A 19,880-nucleotide genomic window follows, 5' to 3' on the forward strand; every position below is an offset into this window, starting at 1 on the left:
CAGGAAGCCCTGACCGAGGGAGAGCGCAGAACCCGGCGAAAGGCATTCCCGCTTGGCCGCGCAATAGTCGGCGCGACATTGCGCGTGGTGCGTTTGTGCGTTTGCGCGGTCGTGCGATCTCAGTCCAGCAACTCCATCGCCATCACGATCGCGTCCTCGCGGCCACCGTTCGGCGCGGGGTAATAGCGCGGGCGACGGCCGATCTCGTTGAAGCCCTCGTCGTGGTATAGCGCGATGGCATGCGGGTTGGACGGGCGCACTTCCAGGAACATCCGCTCCGCGCCGTGGCCGCGCACCACCTGGCGCATCGCCCGCAACAACCGCCTGCCCTGCCCGCGCGACTGCGCGGCGGGATCGATGCACAGGTTCAACAGATGCGATTCGTCCGCCTGCGCGCTGGCGACGGCGTAACCCATGACGCCGGCGTCATCTTCCAGCACCCACATCGCATAGCCCGCGTGCAGGCAGTCGCGGAAGTTGCCGCGCGTCCACGGAAACGGGTACGCCCGCAGCTCGATCACCATCACCGCGTCGAGATCGCTCTCGCGCATCCGCCGCAGGCGCGGCGCGGACGGCTCGACCTGCGCGCTCATGCCGGGCGACGCAGCCCGCGCAGGCTCGGCCACAACGCGCGCTTCACCGCCGGATCGCGCAGGCGCTCAATGCCGGGCAACACGATGCCCGCATCCGCCAACGCATCAGGCGATATGCCCAGCGCCCGCGCCAGCATCGCCAGCACGCGTGGATCAGCCGGCGGCGGCGGTTCGCTGCCCGGCACATGCGGCACGAACGCGACCAGCCCGAGTTCGCTCATCGCCTCGCGCTGGAAGCGATCCCAGCTCACGTCGGCTCCCGCACCGCGCGCCGCCTGCGGAAGAGCGTCATCACCGGGCCGGACAGCGCATACAGCGCGAACACGGCCAGCAAGGTCTGCGGCGGATACAGCGCCAGCGCGATGAGCGCGGCGACCACCAGCAGCAGCGCCCAGAACGGCACGCGCTCGCCCTGCGCGCCACCGCGACCCTTGAAGCTGGTGTAGCGGAAGTTGCTCACCATCAGCAGCGCGACGATGACGGTCAGCGCGATCGCCGCGTGCCGCATCGTTGCGCCCTTGATGCCGAAGTCGTGCAGCGTCCAGACGAAGCTCGCCATGATCGCCGCCGCCGCCGGGCTGGCCAGCCCGACGAACCAGCGCTTGTCGACCACGCTCACCTGGCTGTTGAAGCGCGCCAGCCGCAGCGCCGCGCAGGCCGCGTAGAGGAAGGCCGCCAGCCAGCCGAGCTTGCCGGGCGCAATGCCATCGAAACGCATGTACTGCAGCGCCCAGTGGTACATCACCAGCGCCGGCGCCATGCCGAAGCTCACCAGATCGGCCAGCGAGTCGTACTGCACGCCGAATTCGCTCTGGGTGTTGGTCAGGCGTGCGACGCGGCCGTCGAGCCCGTCGAGCAGCGCGGCGATGAAGATGGCTACGCAGGCCTGCCCGAAATGCCCCTGCCCGGCGGCGATGATCGCGTAGAAGCCCCCGAACAGGCCGCCGGTGGTGAACAGATTCGGCAACAGATAAACGGCGCGTGCGGGCTGGCGGCGCTGCGGAACGGGCGGGCTGTTTTCATCCATGCCGGCAGTTTAGCGGCTCGTACCGCGACGGATTGCCGTATCGCCCGCACTTGCGCCCCCTGCCCCGCGATGCTGCAATCCCCGCACGCCCCCGGGAAACCCGCCATGAACCGCATCACCGCCTCCGCCCTTGGCCTGTGCGCCGCCGGCCTCCTGCTCGCCGGCACCGCCACCGCACAGCAGAAGGTCTACCAGTGGAAGGATGCGCAGGGCCGCACGCATTACTCCAGCTCGCCGCCGGCCTCAGGCAAGTTCACCGTGCGCGGCGCGCCCGCCAGCGCACCCACCGTCGCCGCGGCGGCCAAGCCCGGCGTCACCGAAAACGTGCAGTGCAAGCAGGCACGCAGCAACCTGGCCGTGCTCAAGGGCAACAGCAACGTGCAGATCGACAGCGACGGAGACGGCAAGCCCGACCGCACGCTCAGCGCCGACGAACACGCCAACCAGGTGAAGCTGGCGGAATCCACCATCTCGGTGTCCTGCACGTCCTGAGTACCCGGCCTGCCGGCGCATGGCAAAATGCGGGACTGATTTTCAGCGAGTTCCGCCATGCGCCTGTCGCAGTTCCACCTCCATACCGAAAAGGAAACCCCGGCCGAAGCCGAGATCGTCAGCCACAAGCTGATGCTCAAGGCCGGCATGCTGCGCAAACTGGCCGCCGGCCTCTATACCTGGTCGCCGCTCGGCCTGCGGGTATTGCGCAAGGTGGAAGCCGTGGTGCGCGATGAAATGAACCGCGCCGGCGCGATCGAGGTATTGATGCCGACCATCCAGCCCAGGGAACTGTGGGAGGAAACCGGGCGCTGGGAGAAATTCGGCGGCCAGCTGCTGAAAATCGCCGACCGCAAGGAAGCCGAATACTGCTACGCCCCGACCGCCGAGGAAGTCATTACCGATTTCGCCCGGCAGGAGCTGTCCAGCTACAAGCAGCTGCCGGTGAATTTCTACCAGATCCAGACCAAGTTCAGAGACGAGATCCGCCCGCGTTTCGGCGTGATGCGTTCGCGCGAATTCCTGATGAAGGATGCCTATTCCTTCCATCTCGATGACGCCTCGCTGCAGGCCGAATACCGCAACATGTACGACACGTATTCGCGCATATTCACCCGCCTCGGGTTGAAGTTCCGCGCGGTATTCGCCGATACCGGCGCGATCGGCGGTTCGGCCTCGCATGAATTCCACGTGCTGGCCGATTCCGGCGAGGACGCCATCGCATTTTCCGACGGCTCCGATTACGCCGCCAATGTCGAACTGGCCGAAGCGCTGGCGCCGGGCGCGCGGGGTCCCGCCTCCGCCTCCATGCGCAAGGTCGATACCCCGACGCAGAAAACCTGCGAGGACGTCGCCGCGTTGATGGGCATCCCGCTCACCGATACCGTCAAGTCGGTCGCGTTGATGGGCGAGGATGGCGAAGGCGCGCCGCAGTTCGTACTGGCGCTGGTGCGCGGCGACCACATCGTCAACGAAATCAAACTGGCCAAGCTGGCCGGCCTGGCCGATTACCGGCTGGCCACCGAAGATGAAATCCGTGCGCACCTCGGTGCCTCTCCGGGTTTCCTCGGCCCGGTCAATCCGCTCAAAACGATCCGCGTGGTGGCCGACCGCAGTGTCGCGGCGATGGCGGATTTCGTGGTCGGCGCGAATGAAGACGGTTTCCACCTGGCCGGGGTCAATTTCGGCCGCGACCTGCCGGAACCGGAAACCGCCGATATCCGCAACGTGGTCGAAGGCGATGTCTCGCCGGACGGCCAGGGCAAACTCGGTCTCGCGCGCGGCATCGAGGTCGGCCATGTATTCGCACTGGGCAACCGGTATTCGGAAGCGATGGGCTGCACCGTGCTCGACGCGCAGGGCAAGCCGGTGAATCCGTTGATGGGCTGCTATGGCATCGGGGTTTCGCGCATCGTCGCGGCGGCCATCGAGCAGAATAACGATGAGGCCGGCATCCGCTGGCCGGAAGCGATGGCGCCGTGGCAGGTGGCCATCTGCATCATCAACCCGAAAAACAATGCCGATGTCGCGGCGGCCGCGGACGCGCTTTACCGGGACCTGCAGGCGGCCGGCATCGATGCCGTACTGGATGATCGCGGCCTGCGCCCCGGCGCGATGTTCGCGGATATGGAGCTGATCGGCATTCCGCACCGGGTGGTGGTTTCGGAGCGCGGCGTCGCCGCCGGCACCTTCGAATATCGCCGCCGCGATGCCGGTGAATCGGAAAACCTCGACCGTTCCGGCCTGAAGGAACGCATCGGCGCCTGAATCCGGATATTGGCCCGATTTGCGGTTTGATTATGCGGGGATTATGATCGCCGCGAGGCAGGAAGCCCCGCCATAATCAAAACCCATAATCAGAGGCCCAGTCGTGGACATCAACAATCTCAGCCAGAAAGAACTCGCCGACCTGATCAGCCAGGCCAACAAGCGCAAGAAGGTGCTCGCCAAGCGCAAGCCGATCAACCAGGTCCGCGCCGCGGTCAACCGCATCGTCCGCACCTCCGGCTACACCATGGAAGAACTGTTCGGCGCCGCCGGCGCGCCCCGCGCACGCAAGGCACCGGCCGCCAAGAAGACCACGGCCCGCAAGGCGGTCGCCAAGGTCGCCCCGAAGTATCGCAACCCGGCCAACGCCGCGGAAACCTGGAGCGGCCGTGGCAAGCAGCCGCGCTGGCTGGCCGGTTATGTCGGCCAGGGCCGCGATGTGTCGGAGTTCCTGATCAAGGGTTGATCGGAAACATCACCGATACTGTTCCGACGAAAAGCGCCGCGACCCGGCGCTTTTTGTTTGCCCGGAATCCCGGCAAACCGGATTCAGAGATTGCGCCGCGCCGGTGCCAGCAGGTTGCCGAACATCAAACCGGCGATCAGCGCCATCAGGATATTCACCACCGCCATCAGGGCGGCCGTTCCGGCTTCGATATCCTGCTGCTGCATCAGTGAAATCAGGCCACGGAAACTCACGCTCCCCGGCACCAGCAGGATGATGCCGGGCAACCGGATCAACGCGCCCGGGCGGTTTTTCCAGCGCGCGTAGATATTGCCGGCCATGGTCATGATGAAAGCGCCGAGGAATACCCCGGCGGCATCGCCCCAGGTTTCGCCGGCCACGCGGGAAATCAGATAACCCGCCGCCGCCGACACCATCACCAGCAGATAATCGCGGCGCCCGGCGCGGAACGCCACGGCAAACGCATAACAGGCGACCATCAAACCGAGCCCTTCCACCCACAGCGGTTGCGGGCGCGAGAACTGCACGGCCGGCTGCATCCCCAGCATGTGCGAAAGCGTGAGCGTCAGCATCGTGCCGATGGTCAGCTTGAGGATGGTGCTGATCGCCCCGGCAAAGCGCGCGGTGCCGGCCACCAGATGCTGGCTGGTCAGTTCGTTGACCGCGTTGGTGAGCGCCATACCCGGCAGCAGCGCGATCACCGAGGCGATGATCACGGTGTTCATGTTGAGCGGCCCGACGAAGGTCGCCACGAAGACCGCGATGGTCGCCGCCAGCATCCCCGCCAGCGCCTCCAGCGGCTCGCGCAACAGCGGGTGCCGCTTCGCCATGAAATCCAGCAGGCCGATGCCCAGCCCGGCCACGCTGGCGGTGACGATGTCCAGCCACGGCAGGCGCAGCAGGCCGCCCACGGCGCCGGCCACCAGCATGAAACTCAGGACCTGCATGAGCTGCCAGCGCCAGGTGGGCACGCGGTCGAGCTGGCGCAGGGCGTCACTGCCCTCGGCGATGCCGATGCGCCCGGCCAGCACGTCTTCGGCGATGCGGTCGGCGCGCGCGAGCCGCGACAGGTCGGTATCGCCCGGCGGCAGGCGGATCACGCGGGTGATGTCGTTGCCCTGCTGGTCGGCCGGCTCGCGGAAGGTCAGGATCATGCCGGTCGGGTTGACCCAGGGCTCGCATTCCACGCCGAGCCGCGCGGCCACGCCGAGCAACGCGCCCTCAAGGCGCTGCGCGGTGGTGCCATAGGCATGCAGATGCTGCGCCAGCCGGGTGACGAAGGCGATGCGTTGCGGATACGGCGTATTGGAAAGGTGCGGATCGCCCATCGCGAAAGCATGACATGGATGCCGCGATACCGGACCCGGGCCGCGTGTGAATCCGGCCATGACATCGAGCCGATACCATGCAGCCACGCATGACCGACGCCACCCGCCCTTCCGCCGAGTTCGACGCCCAGACGGGCACGCTGCAGCTGCGCGGCCACTGGACGCTGGCGAACGCCGGCGATGTGCAGCGCGAAGTGTCGAAGCTGCCGAAGGACGTACGCCATGTGGATGCCAGCGGTGTCGGGGCCATCGATTCGCTCGGCGTGCTGCAGCTGCAACGCTTCGCGCGCGACCGCGGGCTCGACCGCGCCGCCTTCAAGCTCCGCGACGAGCATCAGGCGCTGGTCACGGCGATTGTCGATGTCGGCGCCGACCGGCCCAGGACGCAGCGCGATTACGGCTTCCACGCCGCGCTCGGCCGGCTCGGTTTCGCGGTCGTCGACAACTGGAAGGAAGTCATCGCGCTGATGAGCTTCCTCGGCGAGAACCTGGTCAAGCTGCTGCGCACCTTGCGCGAGCCGCGCCGGCTGCGCCTGACCAGCGTCGTCCACCACATGGAACAGGTCGGCCTGGATGCGGTGCCGCTGGTGCTGCTGCTGACCTATCTGGTCGGCGCGGTGCTGGCCTTCCTCGGCTCCAACATCCTCCAGGACTTCGGCGCGACCATCTACGTGGTCGAGCTGGTCAACATCGCCTTCCTGCGCGAATTCGCCGTGCTGCTCACCGCGATCCTGCTGGCCGGCCGCACGGCGAGCGCGTTCACCGCGCAGATCGGCGCCATGGTCAGCCGCGAAGAGGTGGACGCGATCCGCACGCTCGGCCTCGACCCCATCGACCTGCTGGTGATCCCGCGCCTGCTCGCACTGCTGGTGATGCTGCCGCTGCTCACTTTCCTGGCGATGGTCGCCGGCCTGCTCGGCGGCCTGTCGGTCGGCGCCTTCAGCCTGGACATCCCGCCGCAGGCCTATCTGGCGCGCATGGAGCAGACCATCGACATCACCGACTTCTACGTCGGCATTTCGAAGGCGCCGATCTTCGCGCTGGTGATCGGGCTCATCGGCTGCCTGGAAGGCCTGCAGGTGAAAGGCACCGCGCAGTCGGTCGGCGAACGCACGACTTCGAGCGTGGTGCAGACCATCTCGCTGGTCATCATCATCGACGCGCTGGCGGCGATCTGGTTCATGCACATGGGATGGTGATGGAAGACGCTGCCCGCCCCCGCCGCGCTTCACGCCATTCCGCTGCGGAAAGTGGCGAGGACGTCATCCGCGTGCGCGGCCTGGTCAACCGGTTCGGCGAACAGGTGGTACACGACGGGCTGGATCTGGATGTGCGGCGCGGCGAGATCCTCGGCGTGGTCGGCGGCTCGGGTACCGGCAAGTCGGTGCTGATGCGTTCGATCCTGGGCCTGCGCACGCCGAACGCGGGCGAGATCGAGGTGCTCGGCATCGATGCGCGTTCGACCGCACCGGACGACCGCCTCGCCATCGAACGCAATACCGGCGTGCTGTTCCAGGACGGCGCGCTGTTCTCGTCGCTGACCGTCGGCGAGAACGTGGAAGTGCCGCTAAAGGAGCATCACCCCGAACTCGCCGACGACCTGCGCTACGAACTGGCGCTGTTGAAGGTGAAGCTGTCGGGTCTGCCCGCCGATGCGCTGGACAAGCTGCCTTCGCAACTCTCGGGCGGCATGCGCAAGCGTGCGGGTCTCGCCCGTGCGCTGGCGCTCGATCCACCGCTGCTGTTCCTGGATGAACCGACCGCCGGCCTCGACCCGATCGGTGCCGCCGCGTTCGACGAACTCATCCTCACCCTGCGCGAAGCCTTGGGCCTGACCGTGTTCATCATCACACACGATCTCGATACGCTTTACGCTATCAGCGACCGGGTGGCCGTGCTGGCCGACAAGAAGGTCGTGGTGAACGCGCCGCTGGCGGAAGTCGAGAAGTTCGACCATCCGTGGGTGCAGGAGTATTTCCACGGCCCCCGCGCACGTGCCGCGCAGGAAGCCGCCGCGGACGAGCGCCGCGTCATCAAGGATCAATGATGGAAACCAAGGCCAATTACGTCCTCATCGGCACCTTCACCATCCTGGTGACGGCGTTCCTGCTCGGCTTCGCGCTGTGGGCGGCGAAGTACTCGTCCGATGCGACGTGGCAGCGCTACCAGGTCATCTTCAACGAACCGGTGACCGGCCTGACCGAAGGCAGCTCGGTGCAGTACAACGGCATCTCCATCGGCACGGTGGAACAGCTCAAGCTCGATGCGCGCGACCCGCGCCGGGTGCAGGCATTGCTCAAGCTGGAAGCCGACGCGCCGATCAAGATCGACACCCGGGCCAAGATGTCGCAGGCCGGCCTGACCGGCAGCCCCTTCATCCAGCTCACCGGCGGCAGCCCCAACGCGCCACGCCTGGAACCGCGTGAGCGCGGCGACGTGCCGGTGATCCAGACCGAGCCCTCCGCGCTGCAGAACATCGCCGACACCGCCAACAAGCTGGTGGCGCGCATGGACCAGGCACTCAGCGAGGAGAACATCCAGCGCATCTCCGACACGCTGGAGAACCTGCGCAGCACCACCGATGCCATCAGCAGCCAGCGCGAGGACATCCGCCAGCTGCTGGTCAACGCGCGGCTGGCCAGCGAAGACCTGCGCAAGACGCTGGACACCACCAATGGCGCGATCAGCAAGGTCGACCGCGAGGTCATCGCCAAGCTGCCGGCGACCATGGACAAGCTCGACCGCGCCATCGCCTCGTTCGAGGCGGCGGGCGAAGGCGCCAACGCGATGGTGGCCGAGAACCGCGCGCCGATCCGCACCTTCACCCGTGACGGCCTGCAGCAGGTCGCGCCGACGCTTTCGGAGCTGCGCAGCCTGATGCGCGACCTGCGCCGGATCAGCGACCGCCTCGACGGCAACCCCGCCGGCTACCTGCTGGGCCGCGAGCAACCCAAGGAGTTCACACCGAAATGAGCCCTTCGACCTCCCTGCACCGGTTCGCGCTGCCCCTTCTGCTCGCGCTTGCGGCGGCGGGCTGCGGCATCGTGCCGAAGAAGACCGAGATCGCCGTCCACGACCCGCGCCCGCAAGTCCAGGCCGATGCCGCATGGCCACGCGTGGATGCACAGCTGGTGGTGCTGCGGCCCAACGCCGAGCGCCTGGTCGATGGCGCGCGCATCCTGGTGAGGCCCGTGCCGGGTGAGGTCCAGGTGTACAAGGGCGCGGTCTGGGCGCAGCCGGCCCCGGACATGCTGCAGGACGCGGTCGTGCGCATGCTCGAGGACAGCCAGCGCTTGCCGGGCGTCGCGCGCCGCGGCGGCGGCATCGCCGGGGACTACGACCTGGCGATGGATATCCGCCGCTTCGATGCCGATTACCAGGGCGGCGCCACGCCCGCCGCGGTGGTTCAAGTCACGGCCAGCCTGATCCACAACGCCGGCAACCGCATCGTCGCCACGCGCACCTTCCGCGCCGCCACGCCCGCCCAAGGCACCGCCATCGCCGAAGTCAGCCGCGCGTTCGAGCAGTCGCTGGCGCAGGTGACGCGTGAGATCACCGGCTGGACGCTCACCGGGATGCAGCGCGGCCGCTGAACCTCATCGCGTCGCCGGCAGCACACGGCGGAAAGTCAGGTTGATGCGCAGCCCGACCGGTTTAGCCGTGCGCGGCAACGCGTGGCGGTAGCGGCGCTGGCTGTCGCCCGACATCAGCAGCAGGTCACCCGGCGCCAGGTCGATGGCGTGGCGCTCGCCGGCATCGGTCTTGAGCAGGAAGCGCCGCGTGGCGCCCAGGCTGAGCGAGGCGATGACGGGTGAATCACCCAGTTCGGGCTCGTCATCGCGATGCCAGCCCATCGCGTCGCGGCCATCGCGGTACAGGTTGGCGAGGACGCTGTTGAAGCCGGCTTCAAACTGGCCCTCCAGCTTCGCGCGTACGTCGGCCAGTGCGGGCAGCCAAGGATGCGGCGCGAAGCGGGTGCCGGAATAGCGGTACGAAGCCCCTTCGTCCCCCATCCAGCAGGACAGGCGCGGGGAATCGACCTCCCGGCCAAACAAGTGGATGCGATGCACCGACCACGGCACGGCGTCGACGAGGGCACCGAACAGCGCAGCGGCCTCGCCCTGTTCAAGCCAGCGGGGAAACAGCGCGATGCCCGGCAGTCCGTTGGCGGTGGGAAGCGGCGACATCGCTCCATCCTGCGGATTTGCCGGGCCTGCCGCAAACCCGGACAATCCGGGCATGAATGGAGATGCCGCGATGACCGACCCGAACACCCCCGAGATCGAACGCGACGTGATGGAGTACGACGTGGTCGTCGTGGGCGCGGGCCCCGCCGGCCTGTCGTTCGCGATCCGCCTCAAGCAGCTCTCGCCGGAAACCTCGGTCTGCGTGATCGAGAAGGGCGCCGCGGTCGGCGCGCACATCCTGTCCGGCGCGGTGATCGAACCCGGCCCGCTGGACGCGCTGCTGCCCGGCTGGCGCGAAGCCCCGCCGCCGGTCTGCGTGCCGGCCAAGGAAGACGAATTCTGGCTGCTGTCCAAGACCGGCCAGCGCAGGCTGCCGCTGCCGCCCGGCATGCACAACACCGGCAACTTCATCGTGTCGCTGGGCGCGCTGTGCGCGTGGCTGGCCCCGCAGGCCGAGGCGCTGGGCGTCGAGGTGTTCCCGGGCTTCGCCGCGGCGCAGACCCTGCACGACGATGCCGGCAAGGTGATCGGCGTGCGCATCGGCGACATGGGCATCGCGAAGGACGGCGCGCACAAGCCATCGTACACGCCGGGCATCGACATCCACGCCAAGGTCACGGTGCTGGCCGAAGGCGCGCGCGGTTCGCTGACCAAGCAGCTGGTGAAGCGTTTCGGGCTGGATGCGGAATCCGACCCGCAGAGCTATTCGATCGGCATCAAGGAGCTGTGGCAGGTCGATGCGGCGAAGGTCACGCCCGGCAAGATCGTCCACACCCTGGGCTGGCCGGCAGACAACCACACCTACGGCGGCAGCTTCCTCTATCACCTGGAAGGCGGGCGCGTGGCGATCGGCTACGTGAGCGGTCTCGACTACCACGATCCGGACTACAAGCCGTGGGAAGCGTTCCAGCAGTGGAAGGCGCACCCGATGATCGCGCCGCTGCTGGAAGGCGGCAGCATCGTCTCGGCGGGCGCGCGCGCCATCGTCACCGGCGGCTGGCAGTCGCTGCCCAAGTTGGAGATGCCGGGCGCGCTGCTGATCGGCGATGGCGCCGGCCTGCTCAACGTGCCGAAGATCAAGGGCACCCACCAGGCCATCCGCTCCGGCATGCTGGCGGCGGAACACCTGGTCGCCTCGCAACTGGCGCCGGAAGGCTTCGACGCCAAGCTGCGCGGCTCCGACGCCATGCGCGAGCTGCGCGAGGTGCGCAACGTGAAGCCGGGATTCAAGCGCGGCCTGTGGTTCGGCATGGCCAATGCCGCCTGGGAGACGCTGGTGAAGGGCGCCTCGCCGTGGACCCTGAAGGTGAAGCCGGACTGGGCCTCGCTCGACCGCCTGGGCAGCGCCACGCCGGAACGCGACTACGTGCAGCGCACGCTCGCCCCGCGCGACCGGCTGCAGGGCGTGTTCTACGCCTCCACCTCGCACGACGAGGACCAGCCGGTCCACCTGCACGTCGCCAATACCGAAGTCTGCGTGACCCAGTGCGCGGAGGAGTTCGGCAACCCCTGCACCCGCTTCTGCCCCGCCGCCGTCTACGAGATGGTGGAAGACGCCAGCCAGTCGCACGGCAAGCGCCTGCAGATCAACGCCGCCAACTGCGTGCACTGCAAGACCTGCGACATCAAGGATCCTTACCAGATCATCAACTGGGTGACGCCGGAAGGCGGCTCGGGGCCGAATTACCAGAACCTGTGATGACCGCTGCCGCCATCGCGCGCTGGCGATGGCGCGTCCTCCGCGAGGGCCTGGGACTCGCGTTTGAATCCATGCGCAAGCGAGATGCTGCGCAGGCCATCATGCGTGCGCGTGATGCGTGGCGGATGATCGCACCGCGCCTGCATGCAGTGCAGGTGGCAGGTGATGGGCGGCCGCAAATCCTCGTCATCGACCGGACAGTTCCCGATCCCTCCAGGGATTCGGGCTCGATGCGCCTCGTGGAGATCATGCGCATCATGTCCGCACAGGGCTACGGCATCACCCTGTTCCCGGACACCGTGCCGGCCATCCGCGGTCGCAGGGAGATCGATGGCGTCGATGTGAATGTCGAATCCCTTTCACGACTGCCTCAGTGGCTATCCACCCATCGTGCCCGGCTCCGACTTGCCTGGCTCAGCCGATTCCAGACAGTGCACAAGCACGCTTGCCTCATCCGTCACCTGGCACCGGATGCACGGCTCGTGTTCGATACCGTCGACCTCCACTTCCTCCGCGAAGGCCGAAGGCTCGAAGCCATGCAGCACCCGCTTGCAGACGCAATGGCATCGCGCATACGTGGAATGGAGCTTGCGGCCGCGCGTATGGCCGACGTGACAGTGTTGGTCAGCGTCAAGGAAAAACAGACGCTGCAAAGTCTGCATGCCGAAGGCAGGTATGCGGTCGTCAGCAACATCCACCGGCCGATGCGTGGCGAACCCGGCAGTGCGGAGGGCCGATCAGGGGTCGTGTTCGTGGGGGGAACACAGCATCTACCCAACCGCGAAGCGCTTGCCTGGCTGTCCGCCGGAATCATGCCCGCCATCAGGGCCCGGTGCCCCGGAACGACGGTGCACGTCGTAGGCGACGTCTTGCTTGGTGAACAGGCCGATTTCTCGGCCGACGGCCTCCAGTTTCATGGCCGTGTTCCGGACCTCGCGCCGATCTATGACGCATGCATCGCAGCCATCGCGCCCTTGCGCAGCGGTGCGGGGGTCAAGGGCAAGATCAATAGCGCGATGAGCCACGGCCTGCCCGTGATTGCCACGACCTTGGCTATCGAAGGCATGGGCCTGGTACACGGTGAAGATGTACTGGTTGCGGATTCCGCCGAAGGATTCTCTGATGCCATCTGGCGCCTTCACCACGATCACGGTCTCTGGCACGACCTCGCATCCGCCGGCCTACTCAACGTGCGGATGGCGTACTCGCCGGAAGTGGCGAGAGAGGAGATCCTCGCGTTGCTCGACCGGTAGGGAATCATCACCGCACACTTCCAGCCGCTGGCTGCCGCGCCACGTCGCCCCGGGCGCGAGGACGACCGGCGGCTTGATCTGCGCCGCTTCGACACATAGGAAGCGCCGCCATTCTTCGCCATTGAGATCGTTGAAGCAGCGCGCGATCTCCGCGCCGGGGTTCCACACCACCGTGTCGCCGAAGCCGGATTGCGCGATGGCGAGCCGTTCGTGCCCGTCGTCGATATGCAGGCGCGCGGGTGCTTTGACATAGACGCGGTCGACGTTGGTCGGCGAATGCAGTGGCGTCGCTTCGGCAGGCGTCTCGGCCAATCCCGCCAGCGCATCGATATACGCAGTGCTCTCCAGACCTGCCAGCGTGGCCTGCGCGATGTCATCGACGCGCAGATAGGTATGCAGTCCACAGGTGAATTCGGAAGCGGCGTCCTCCCTGTTCACCACCGCCAGTTGCACTTCGAGTGCGACGTCCGACAGTACGACGCGCAGGGACACGTCGTGGGCGGGCTCATCGGAAGCGGCTCGACCCAGCACGATCCGGAACGACGCCGAATGTGCGTCGCCGCCGTCATGCATCCACACATTGTCACGCACCAAGCCATGCTTGCGCCCCGGCCCGAAGAAACCGAACTGCGGATGCAGCACCGGGATGCCGCCATGCGGCGCGGCGCGCTCATCGGCCGCCAAAGCCTCAGGCACGAAGATGCGCTCGCGGCCGCGGCAGTGCCACGACAGCACGCGGGCGCCGAACGCGGAAACGGCTGCCCGCGAGCAGCCGTCCGGCGACACCAGTTCGATGACGCCCATCAGGCCGCCAGCGAAACGCCGGTCTTTTCCTTGGCCTCGTCCAAGCTGACATCTGGCGCCAGCTCGACCAGCTTCAGGCCTTCCGGCGCGACATCGAACACACCCAGCTCGGTAATGATGCGGTTGACCACGCCTACGCCGGTCAGCGGCAGGGTGCACGCGGGCAGGATCTTGGACGAGCCGGTCTTGGTGGTGTGCTCCATCAGCACGACCACGCGCTTCACGCCGGCCACCAGGTCCATCGCGCCGCCCATGCCCTTGACCATCTTGCCGGGCACCATCCAGTTGGCGAGGTCACCCTTGTCGGTCACTTCCATCGCGCCGAGGATGGCGAGGTCGATGTGGCCACCACGGATCATCGCGAACGAATCATGGCTGCCGAAGAAGCTGGCGCCCGGCATCGCGGTCACGGTCTGCTTGCCGGCGTTGATCAGGTCGGCGTCCAGTTCGGCCTCGGTCGGGAACGGGCCGATGCCGAGCAAGCCGTTTTCGCTCTGCAGCCAGACGTCCATGCCTTCGGGGATGTAGTTCGCCACCAGCGTCGGCAGTCCGATGCCGAGGTTGACGTAGGCGCCATCGGTGAGCTCCTGCGCGGCACGCTGCGCCATCTGTTCTCGGGTCCAGGCCATGTCAGTTGCCCTCCGTGCGGATGGTGCGCTGTTCGATGCGCTTCTCGGGCGTGGCGTTGACCACGATACGGTCGACGTAGATGCCGGGCAGATGGACGTGGTCGGGATCGATGTCGCCGATCTCCACCAGTTCCTCCACTTCCGCGATGCAGGTCCTGCCGGCCATCGCGCACGCCGGGTTGAAGTTGCGCGCGGTCTTGCGGAAGACGAGGTTGCCGGCCTTGTCGGCCTTCCACGCCTTGACCAGCGAGACATCGGCCTTGAGCGCGGTTTCTAGCACGTAATGGCGGCCGTCGATTTCGCGGGTCTCCTTGCCCTCGGCCACGACCGTGCCGAAGCCCGTCGCGGTGAAGAATGCGGGGATGCCGGCGCCACCCGCACGCAGGCGCTCGGCCAGCGTGCCCTGCGGATTGAACTCCAGTTCGAGTTCGCCGGCCAGGAACTGGCGCTCGAACTCCTTGTTCTCGCCGACGTACGACGAAATCATCTTGCGGATCTGACGCGTGCCCAGCAATTGCCCGAGGCCGAACCCATCGACACCGGCGTTGTTGGAGATGACGGTCAGCTGCTTGACGCCGGAATCGCGCAATGCGGCGATCAAGGCTTCCGGGATGCCGCACAGGCCGAAACCGCCGACGGCCAGCGTCTGGCCATCGGCGACAATGCCCTCGAGCGCGGTACGCGCATCGGGCTGGAGCTTGCTTTGACTCATCGGGCGCACACCATGAAGGGACGTCCGGCTAGTTTAGCCTGCCGGGTCGGCGCGGCCTCTACCGTGGCGCATTGTCCGAAGGTACTAGGTGGCCCTGTTCCAACGCGCTACACCACACGATGCATCCAAAAGCGCGGGCTGCGATCAACGGGATGCCACGATCTCATCCAGCACAGACATCAAGGCGTCGCGCCAATCAGGAAGCTGGATGCCCCAGTCCTGCGCGAGGCTGGTGTTGTCCAGCACCGACCATGCAGGACGCTTCGCAGGCGTCGGAAAGTCCGCGGTCGTGATCGCGGAAACGACGGGCTTCCTGGCGAGCAATCCGCGCTCGAATGCACCTTCGATGATCGCCTCCGCGAAGCCATGCCAACTTGTCTGCCCGTGTGGCGTGAGATGCCAAAGGCCGGTTTTTCGATCCCGGGCATTGACGATTCGCGCAGTCACATCCGCTATGAGCGCTGCCGGCGTCGGCGTGCCGATCTGGTCGCCCACCACGCGCAGCTCGTCGCGCTCGTGGGCGAGGGGGAGCATCGTCAGCAGGAAGTTCTTACCGTGCGACGCATAGACCCATGCCGTGCGCAGGATCGCGTGATCGCATCCCGATGCGCGGATGGCCTCCTCGCCCGCGAGTTTGCTGGCGCCATAGATGCCGAGCGGCGCGGTGGCTTGGTCAGGCGTATAAGGCACCGCGCCTGCACCATCGAACACATAGTCCGTTGAATAGTGGATGAGGTAGGCGCCGTTTCCCGCACAGGCCCAAGCGATCGCGCCGGGCGATTCGACATTGGCACGGAATGCGGCTTCGGGCTCGGATTCGGCCTTGTCGACCGCGGTGTATGCAGCGGCATTGACGACCACGTCCGGCGCTATCCGGCGGACAACGTCAGCCACGCCGTGCGGGTCATCGAAATCGGCTTGTTCGCACTGCGCACCATCGGCAAGCGCGCCGTTGCGCGTGGCACAGACCACATCGCCCAGTTCGGCAAGACTCCGCCTGCATTCCGTGCCGACCTGCCCGTTCGCACCCAGCAGGAGGATCTTCATGGCGTGTAGCGCGGCAGCCGGTCTTGGGGGATGTCCGCAAGGAACGGCGCGACCAGATCCTTCGCCGACAGCGAGGGCGACGCTACCGGCCAATCGATCGCCAGCTGGGCATCATTCCAGGAGATGTTGGCGTCGGCCTGCGCATCGTACGTTTCGGTGCACAGGTAGGTGAAAACCGCTCGCTCGCTCAGGGTCACGAAGCCGTGGGCGAAGCCTTCCGGTATCCAGAAGTGGCGCTTGCTTTCTGCATTCAGCACGACCGCGGTCCATTTGCCGAACGTCGGTGATCCGCGACGGATATCCACCGCGACATCCCAGACCTCGCCTTCCACCACGGATACGTACTTCCCCTGCGGCTTCGGCCACTGGTAGTGCAGGCCGCGCAACACGCCCTGCGCGGACGACGAGACGTTGCCCTGCTTCCACTGCAGGTCCAGCCCAAGCGTTGCCAGCTTGTCCGCATTGAAGGACTCGAAGAAAAACCCGCGGTCGTCACCGAATACGCGCGGCTCGAAGATCAGGCAGCCCGGAAGATCCGTCTCAATGACTTTCACGGCACGTAGCCCCGCTCTGGCAGGCTCATCAAATACTGGCCATAACCGTTCTTGGCAAGCGGCTTTGCCAACTCCATCAATTGTTCGGCATCGATCCAGCCGTTGTGGAATGCGATTTCTTCCGGACATGACACGCGCAGTCCCTGACGCTGCTCGATCGTGGCGATATAATTCGCCGCTTCCACCAGCGATTGGTGGGTACCCGTATCCAGCCAGGCGTAACCGCGCCCCAGTTGCTCAAGGTGCAGGGAGCCCTCTTCGAGATAGACCTTGTTGAGGTCGGTGATTTCCAGCTCACCGCGCGGCGAGGGTTTTAGTCCGGCCGCGAATTCCGTTGCCCGGCCATCGTAGAAATACAGTCCGGTCACCGCATAGTTGGAGCGCGGGTGGGCCGGCTTTTCCTCCAACCCGATTACTCTGCCCTGCACGTCGAACTCCGCCACGCCGTAGCGTTCCGGATCCTGCACCCAGTAACCGAAGACCGTAGCACCAGTTTCTCGTGTATCCGCGCGTTTCAACATCGCGGTCAAGCCTGGGCCATGGAAGATGTTGTCGCCCAGCACTAAGCAGCTCGGCGCGCCATTTAGAAACTCCCTGCCTAGAATGAAAGCCTGCGCCAAGCCATCGGGACTCGGCTGCGCGACGTACGCGAACTCCATGCCCCATTGCGAACCATCACCCAACAACGCCTTGAACAAGCCTTGCTCATGGGGAGTGTTGATGATCAGTACCTCGCGGATGCCGGCCAGCATCAGCACACTGAGCGGGTAGTAAATCATCGGCTTGTCATAGACCGGCAAGAGCTGTTTGCTGATCGCCTGAGTAATCGGATATAGCCTTGTACCAGAACCGCCTGCGAGGATGATCCCTTTACGATTCATTCGTATGATTCCTCAGGCCCGGCCAATCCGTTCCAGACGATAACTACCATCCAGCACCCGAGTAACCCACCGCTGATTGGCCAGATACCATTCCACCGTCTTTGCGATGCCCTGTTCGAAGGTGTGGGACGGCTCCCAGCCCAGCTCCCGCTTAAGCCTAGACGCATCGATCGCATAGCGGCGATCATGGCCGGGACGGTCGCGCACATAGGTGATCTGCTCTTCGTACTTCACGCCATCGGCGCGCGGAGCACATTCATCCATCACCGCACAGATGGCGTTTACCACCTCGACATTCTGGCGCTCGGAATTGCCACCGACGTTGTAAGTCTCGCCCACCCGCCCGCCCTCCAGCACGCGCTGGATAGCCGAGCAGTGGTCACTCACATACAGCCAGTCGCGCACGTTCTTTCCATCACCGTAGATCGGCAAGCGCTCGCCGGCGATGGCTTTGGCGATGACGAGCGGGATCAGTTTTTCCGGAAACTGGTACGGCCCGTAGTTGTTCGAGCAATTCGTCGTCAGGACCGGAAGTCCGTAGGTGTGGTGGAAGGCGCGGACAAGGTGGTCGGAGGCGGCCTTAGAGGCCGAATAAGGTGAGTTCGGCGCATACGAGGTTTCCTCCGTGAACAGTCCCGTATCACCCAGCGAACCGTAGACCTCGTCCGTCGATACGTGGAGGAACCGGAACCGCTCCGCGGCCTCCCCCTCCAATGACCTCCAGTAGTCACGCACAGCTTCCAGCAAGCCGAGGGTACCTACAACGTTAGTCTGCACGAAGACCGCCGGACCATCTATGGAGCGGTCGACGTGGCTCTCGGCGGCGAAATTGATCACCGCTTGGGGACGATGCTCGTCCAGCAGACGCTTCACCAGCCCGGCGTCGCCGATGTCGCCACGGACGAAGATGTGATCGACATGGCCATCGAGCGAGGAAAGGGTATCCAGATTGCCCGCATATGTCAGTGCATCGAGGTTGACGATCGTCACGCCACTTTGCACTGCGTGCAGGACGAAGTTCCCGCCTATGAAGCCCGCCCCGCCTGTGACGATCCATGTGGGCATTTGCCTGCTCAACCAAAGCGTTCCAAGAGGTCGGTGATCTCGCCGACACGATCCTCAAGCAGAGATGGGTCGGCGCGTGTTTCGACATTCAGCCGCAACAGTGGCTCGGTGTTGGACATTCTCAGGTTGTAACGCCAGGCACCGAAGTCCGCCGAAAATCCATCGGTATGATCCATCACGGGATTGTGGGCTGCATATTTCGCCGCAATGGCATGGATGGCTGCCTGCGGTTCGGCGACCTTGAAATTGATCTCGCCGCTGCATGGGAAGCGCCGCATGCGCTCATCCACCAATTCCCCAAGTGTCAGTCCGCTGTCGGAAATGAGCCCCGCGACGAGAAGCCAGGGGATCATGCCGGAGTCGCAATACGCGAAATCGCGGAAATAATGATGAGCACTCATCTCGCCGCCGTATATCGCATTCTCCTGACGCATGCGCTCCTTGATGAACGCGTGTCCGGTCTTGGACATGATCGGCACGCCTCCCGCCTCGCGCACGATCTCCTGCGTGTTCCAGACCAGCCGGGGATCGTGTATGACCTTGCTGCCCGGCGCGCGTTCCAGCATGGACCGCGCAAGCAATCCGACTAGGTAGTAGCCCTCGATGAAGCGTCCGTCGCCATCGAAGAAGAAGCAGCGGTCGAAGTCGCCGTCCCAGGCGATGCCCATGTCGGCACCGTGTGCACGCACGGCATCGCTCGTGGCGGATCGGCTTGCCGGCAGCAGCGGATTGGGAATCCCGTTGGGGAAGGTGCCGTCCGGATCGTGCTGAATGCGCACGAACTCCATGGGCAGATGTTGGGCCAATGCATCCACCACAAGACCGGCTCCGCCATTTCCTGCATTGACGATGACCTTGAGTGGACGCCATTTCTCGGCATCGACATAACCAAGCAGATGGTGCACGTAGCCGGATCTGTCAGGGTCAACCAGCTTCTCGGGCGATGCTGCCGGCGAACGCATTGGCTCGTTGCCGATCGACCAATCGCGCAGCGCGTGCAGCCCGCTGTCGCCGCTGATCGGGCGCGCGCCCTTGCGAACCAGCTTCATGCCGTTGTAGTCCATCGGGTTGTGGCTGGCGGTCACCATGACCCCGCCTGCAGCATTCCGCGCGTCGGTCTGGTAATAGACCTCCTCGGTACCGCATAGACCGATATCGATAATCCCGCGTCCGCCTGCCGCCAGTCCGTGCGAAACCGCATCCGCAAGTACCGGGCTTGTGAGGCGAACGTCATGGCCAACCACGACCAGCCCGCCCCCCAACTGCAACGACAACGCATACCCGATCCGTTCCGCAAGCGCCTCGTTCAGCTCGCCCGGCACCTTGCCACGAATGTCATAAGCCTTGAAACACTGCGATTGCATGCGATGCACCTG

22 protein-coding genes are annotated in these 19,880 nt (G+C 65.6%); 9 read left to right on the forward strand and 13 right to left on the reverse strand.

Annotated features, from left to right (window positions below; genetic code table 11):
- Positions 1-119: 119 nt before the first annotated feature.
- Genes rimI through pssA form a run of 3 tightly spaced genes read right to left on the reverse strand, consistent with a single transcriptional unit; the run spans position 120 to position 1,620 of the window.
- On the reverse strand, positions 120-593 hold the full coding sequence (rimI, locus tag DCD74_RS08315; protein WP_112927750.1) for a ribosomal protein S18-alanine N-acetyltransferase: 474 nt from the start codon (positions 591-593) through the stop codon (positions 120-122).
- Complete coding sequence (locus tag DCD74_RS08320) at positions 590-844, reverse strand: hypothetical protein (RefSeq protein ID WP_112926902.1); 255 nt, start codon at positions 842-844, stop codon at positions 590-592. Before DCD74_RS08320 ends, rimI begins: the two co-directional genes overlap by 4 nt.
- Positions 841-1,620 (reverse strand): CDP-diacylglycerol--serine O-phosphatidyltransferase, encoded by a 780-nt coding sequence (gene pssA / locus DCD74_RS08325; protein ID WP_112926903.1) that lies wholly within the window; start codon positions 1,618-1,620, stop codon positions 841-843. Before pssA ends, DCD74_RS08320 begins: the two co-directional genes overlap by 4 nt.
- 105 nt (positions 1,621-1,725) lie before the next feature.
- On the opposite strand from pssA, the gene DCD74_RS08330 reads away from it, so the two are divergent.
- The 3 genes from DCD74_RS08330 (at position 1,726) to DCD74_RS08340 (ending at position 4,345) form a co-directional block, all read left to right on the forward strand.
- On the forward strand, positions 1,726-2,112 hold the full coding sequence (locus tag DCD74_RS08330; RefSeq protein WP_162615950.1) for a DUF4124 domain-containing protein: 387 nt from the start codon (positions 1,726-1,728) through the stop codon (positions 2,110-2,112).
- A gap of 57 nt (positions 2,113-2,169) precedes the next feature.
- Entirely contained in the window at positions 2,170-3,879 is a 1,710-nt protein-coding gene (locus tag DCD74_RS08335; RefSeq protein WP_112926905.1) for a proline--tRNA ligase, read from the forward strand.
- A gap of 103 nt (positions 3,880-3,982) precedes the next feature.
- Positions 3,983-4,345, forward strand: coding sequence for an H-NS histone family protein (locus tag DCD74_RS08340; protein WP_112926906.1), 363 nt, complete (start codon positions 3,983-3,985; stop codon positions 4,343-4,345).
- Between the two features lie 83 nt (positions 4,346-4,428).
- Here the strand turns inward: DCD74_RS08340 and DCD74_RS08345 are convergent, their stop codons facing one another.
- Positions 4,429-5,673, reverse strand: a complete 1,245-nt coding sequence (locus tag DCD74_RS08345; RefSeq protein WP_112926907.1) for a threonine/serine exporter family protein — start codon at positions 5,671-5,673, stop codon at positions 4,429-4,431.
- 89 nt (positions 5,674-5,762) lie between these two features.
- Between DCD74_RS08345 and DCD74_RS08350 the strand changes: the two genes are divergently transcribed.
- The 4 genes from DCD74_RS08350 to DCD74_RS08365 are packed head-to-tail and all read left to right on the forward strand — an operon-like array spanning position 5,763 to position 9,266.
- Positions 5,763-6,872, forward strand: a complete 1,110-nt coding sequence (locus DCD74_RS08350) for an ABC transporter permease (protein WP_112926908.1) — start codon at positions 5,763-5,765, stop codon at positions 6,870-6,872.
- Positions 6,872-7,720, forward strand: coding sequence for an ABC transporter ATP-binding protein (locus tag DCD74_RS08355; RefSeq protein WP_407072198.1), 849 nt, complete (start codon positions 6,872-6,874; stop codon positions 7,718-7,720). Before DCD74_RS08350 ends, DCD74_RS08355 begins: the two co-directional genes overlap by 1 nt.
- Positions 7,720-8,646, forward strand: a complete 927-nt coding sequence (locus DCD74_RS08360; protein ID WP_112926910.1) for an MlaD family protein — start codon at positions 7,720-7,722, stop codon at positions 8,644-8,646. The genes DCD74_RS08355 and DCD74_RS08360 overlap by 1 nt, the downstream gene beginning before the upstream one ends.
- Positions 8,643-9,266: an ABC-type transport auxiliary lipoprotein family protein gene (locus DCD74_RS08365; RefSeq protein ID WP_112926911.1), complete on the forward strand. Its 624-nt coding sequence runs from the start codon at positions 8,643-8,645 to the stop codon at positions 9,264-9,266. The genes DCD74_RS08360 and DCD74_RS08365 overlap by 4 nt, the downstream gene beginning before the upstream one ends.
- Positions 9,267-9,269: 3 nt before the next feature.
- Here DCD74_RS08365 and DCD74_RS08370 read toward each other — a convergent pair whose 3' ends face one another.
- Entirely contained in the window at positions 9,270-9,860 is a 591-nt protein-coding gene (locus DCD74_RS08370; RefSeq protein ID WP_112926912.1) for an alpha-ketoglutarate-dependent dioxygenase AlkB family protein, read from the reverse strand.
- Positions 9,861-9,930: 70 nt separating this feature from the next.
- On the opposite strand from DCD74_RS08370, the gene DCD74_RS08375 reads away from it, so the two are divergent.
- Positions 9,931-11,559 carry an electron transfer flavoprotein-ubiquinone oxidoreductase gene (locus DCD74_RS08375; RefSeq protein ID WP_112927751.1) on the forward strand — a complete coding sequence of 543 codons (1,629 nt, stop codon included), beginning with the start codon at positions 9,931-9,933 and terminating at the stop codon, positions 11,557-11,559.
- Positions 11,559-12,812 carry a glycosyltransferase gene (locus DCD74_RS08380; protein ID WP_112926913.1) on the forward strand — a complete coding sequence of 418 codons (1,254 nt, stop codon included), beginning with the start codon at positions 11,559-11,561 and terminating at the stop codon, positions 12,810-12,812. Before DCD74_RS08375 ends, DCD74_RS08380 begins: the two co-directional genes overlap by 1 nt.
- Here DCD74_RS08380 and DCD74_RS08385 read toward each other — a convergent pair.
- From DCD74_RS08385 to DCD74_RS08420, 8 genes are all read right to left on the reverse strand, one after another.
- The gene (locus DCD74_RS08385; protein ID WP_112926914.1) at positions 12,741-13,616 is read right to left on the reverse strand and encodes an aldose epimerase family protein; all 876 of its coding nucleotides are present in this window, start codon (positions 13,614-13,616) and stop codon (positions 12,741-12,743) included. The two genes, DCD74_RS08380 and DCD74_RS08385, sit on opposite strands and share 72 nt — an antisense overlap.
- Positions 13,616-14,245 (reverse strand): CoA transferase subunit B, encoded by a 630-nt coding sequence (locus DCD74_RS08390; protein WP_112926915.1) that lies wholly within the window; start codon positions 14,243-14,245, stop codon positions 13,616-13,618. Before DCD74_RS08390 ends, DCD74_RS08385 begins: the two co-directional genes overlap by 1 nt.
- 1 nt (position 14,246) lies before the next feature.
- Positions 14,247-14,957 (reverse strand): CoA transferase subunit A, encoded by a 711-nt coding sequence (locus DCD74_RS08395; protein WP_112926916.1) that lies wholly within the window; start codon positions 14,955-14,957, stop codon positions 14,247-14,249.
- Positions 14,958-15,101: 144 nt separating this feature from the next.
- Positions 15,102-16,004 (reverse strand): dTDP-4-dehydrorhamnose reductase, encoded by a 903-nt coding sequence (rfbD, locus tag DCD74_RS08400; protein WP_112926917.1) that lies wholly within the window; start codon positions 16,002-16,004, stop codon positions 15,102-15,104.
- On the reverse strand, positions 16,001-16,558 hold the full coding sequence (gene rfbC, locus DCD74_RS08405; protein WP_112926918.1) for a dTDP-4-dehydrorhamnose 3,5-epimerase: 558 nt from the start codon (positions 16,556-16,558) through the stop codon (positions 16,001-16,003). The genes rfbD and rfbC overlap by 4 nt, the downstream gene beginning before the upstream one ends.
- Positions 16,555-17,439: a glucose-1-phosphate thymidylyltransferase RfbA gene (rfbA, locus tag DCD74_RS08410; protein ID WP_112926919.1), complete on the reverse strand. Its 885-nt coding sequence runs from the start codon at positions 17,437-17,439 to the stop codon at positions 16,555-16,557. The genes rfbC and rfbA overlap by 4 nt, the downstream gene beginning before the upstream one ends.
- A gap of 12 nt (positions 17,440-17,451) precedes the next feature.
- Positions 17,452-18,504: a dTDP-glucose 4,6-dehydratase gene (rfbB, locus tag DCD74_RS08415; RefSeq protein ID WP_112926920.1), complete on the reverse strand. Its 1,053-nt coding sequence runs from the start codon at positions 18,502-18,504 to the stop codon at positions 17,452-17,454.
- Between the two features lie 8 nt (positions 18,505-18,512).
- Positions 18,513-19,868: a phosphohexomutase domain-containing protein gene (locus DCD74_RS08420; RefSeq protein ID WP_112926921.1), complete on the reverse strand. Its 1,356-nt coding sequence runs from the start codon at positions 19,866-19,868 to the stop codon at positions 18,513-18,515.
- Positions 19,869-19,880 lie beyond the last annotated feature (12 nt).

Source organism: Lysobacter oculi (assembly GCF_003293695.1).
Lineage (GTDB): Bacteria > Pseudomonadota > Gammaproteobacteria > Xanthomonadales > Xanthomonadaceae > Solilutibacter > Solilutibacter oculi.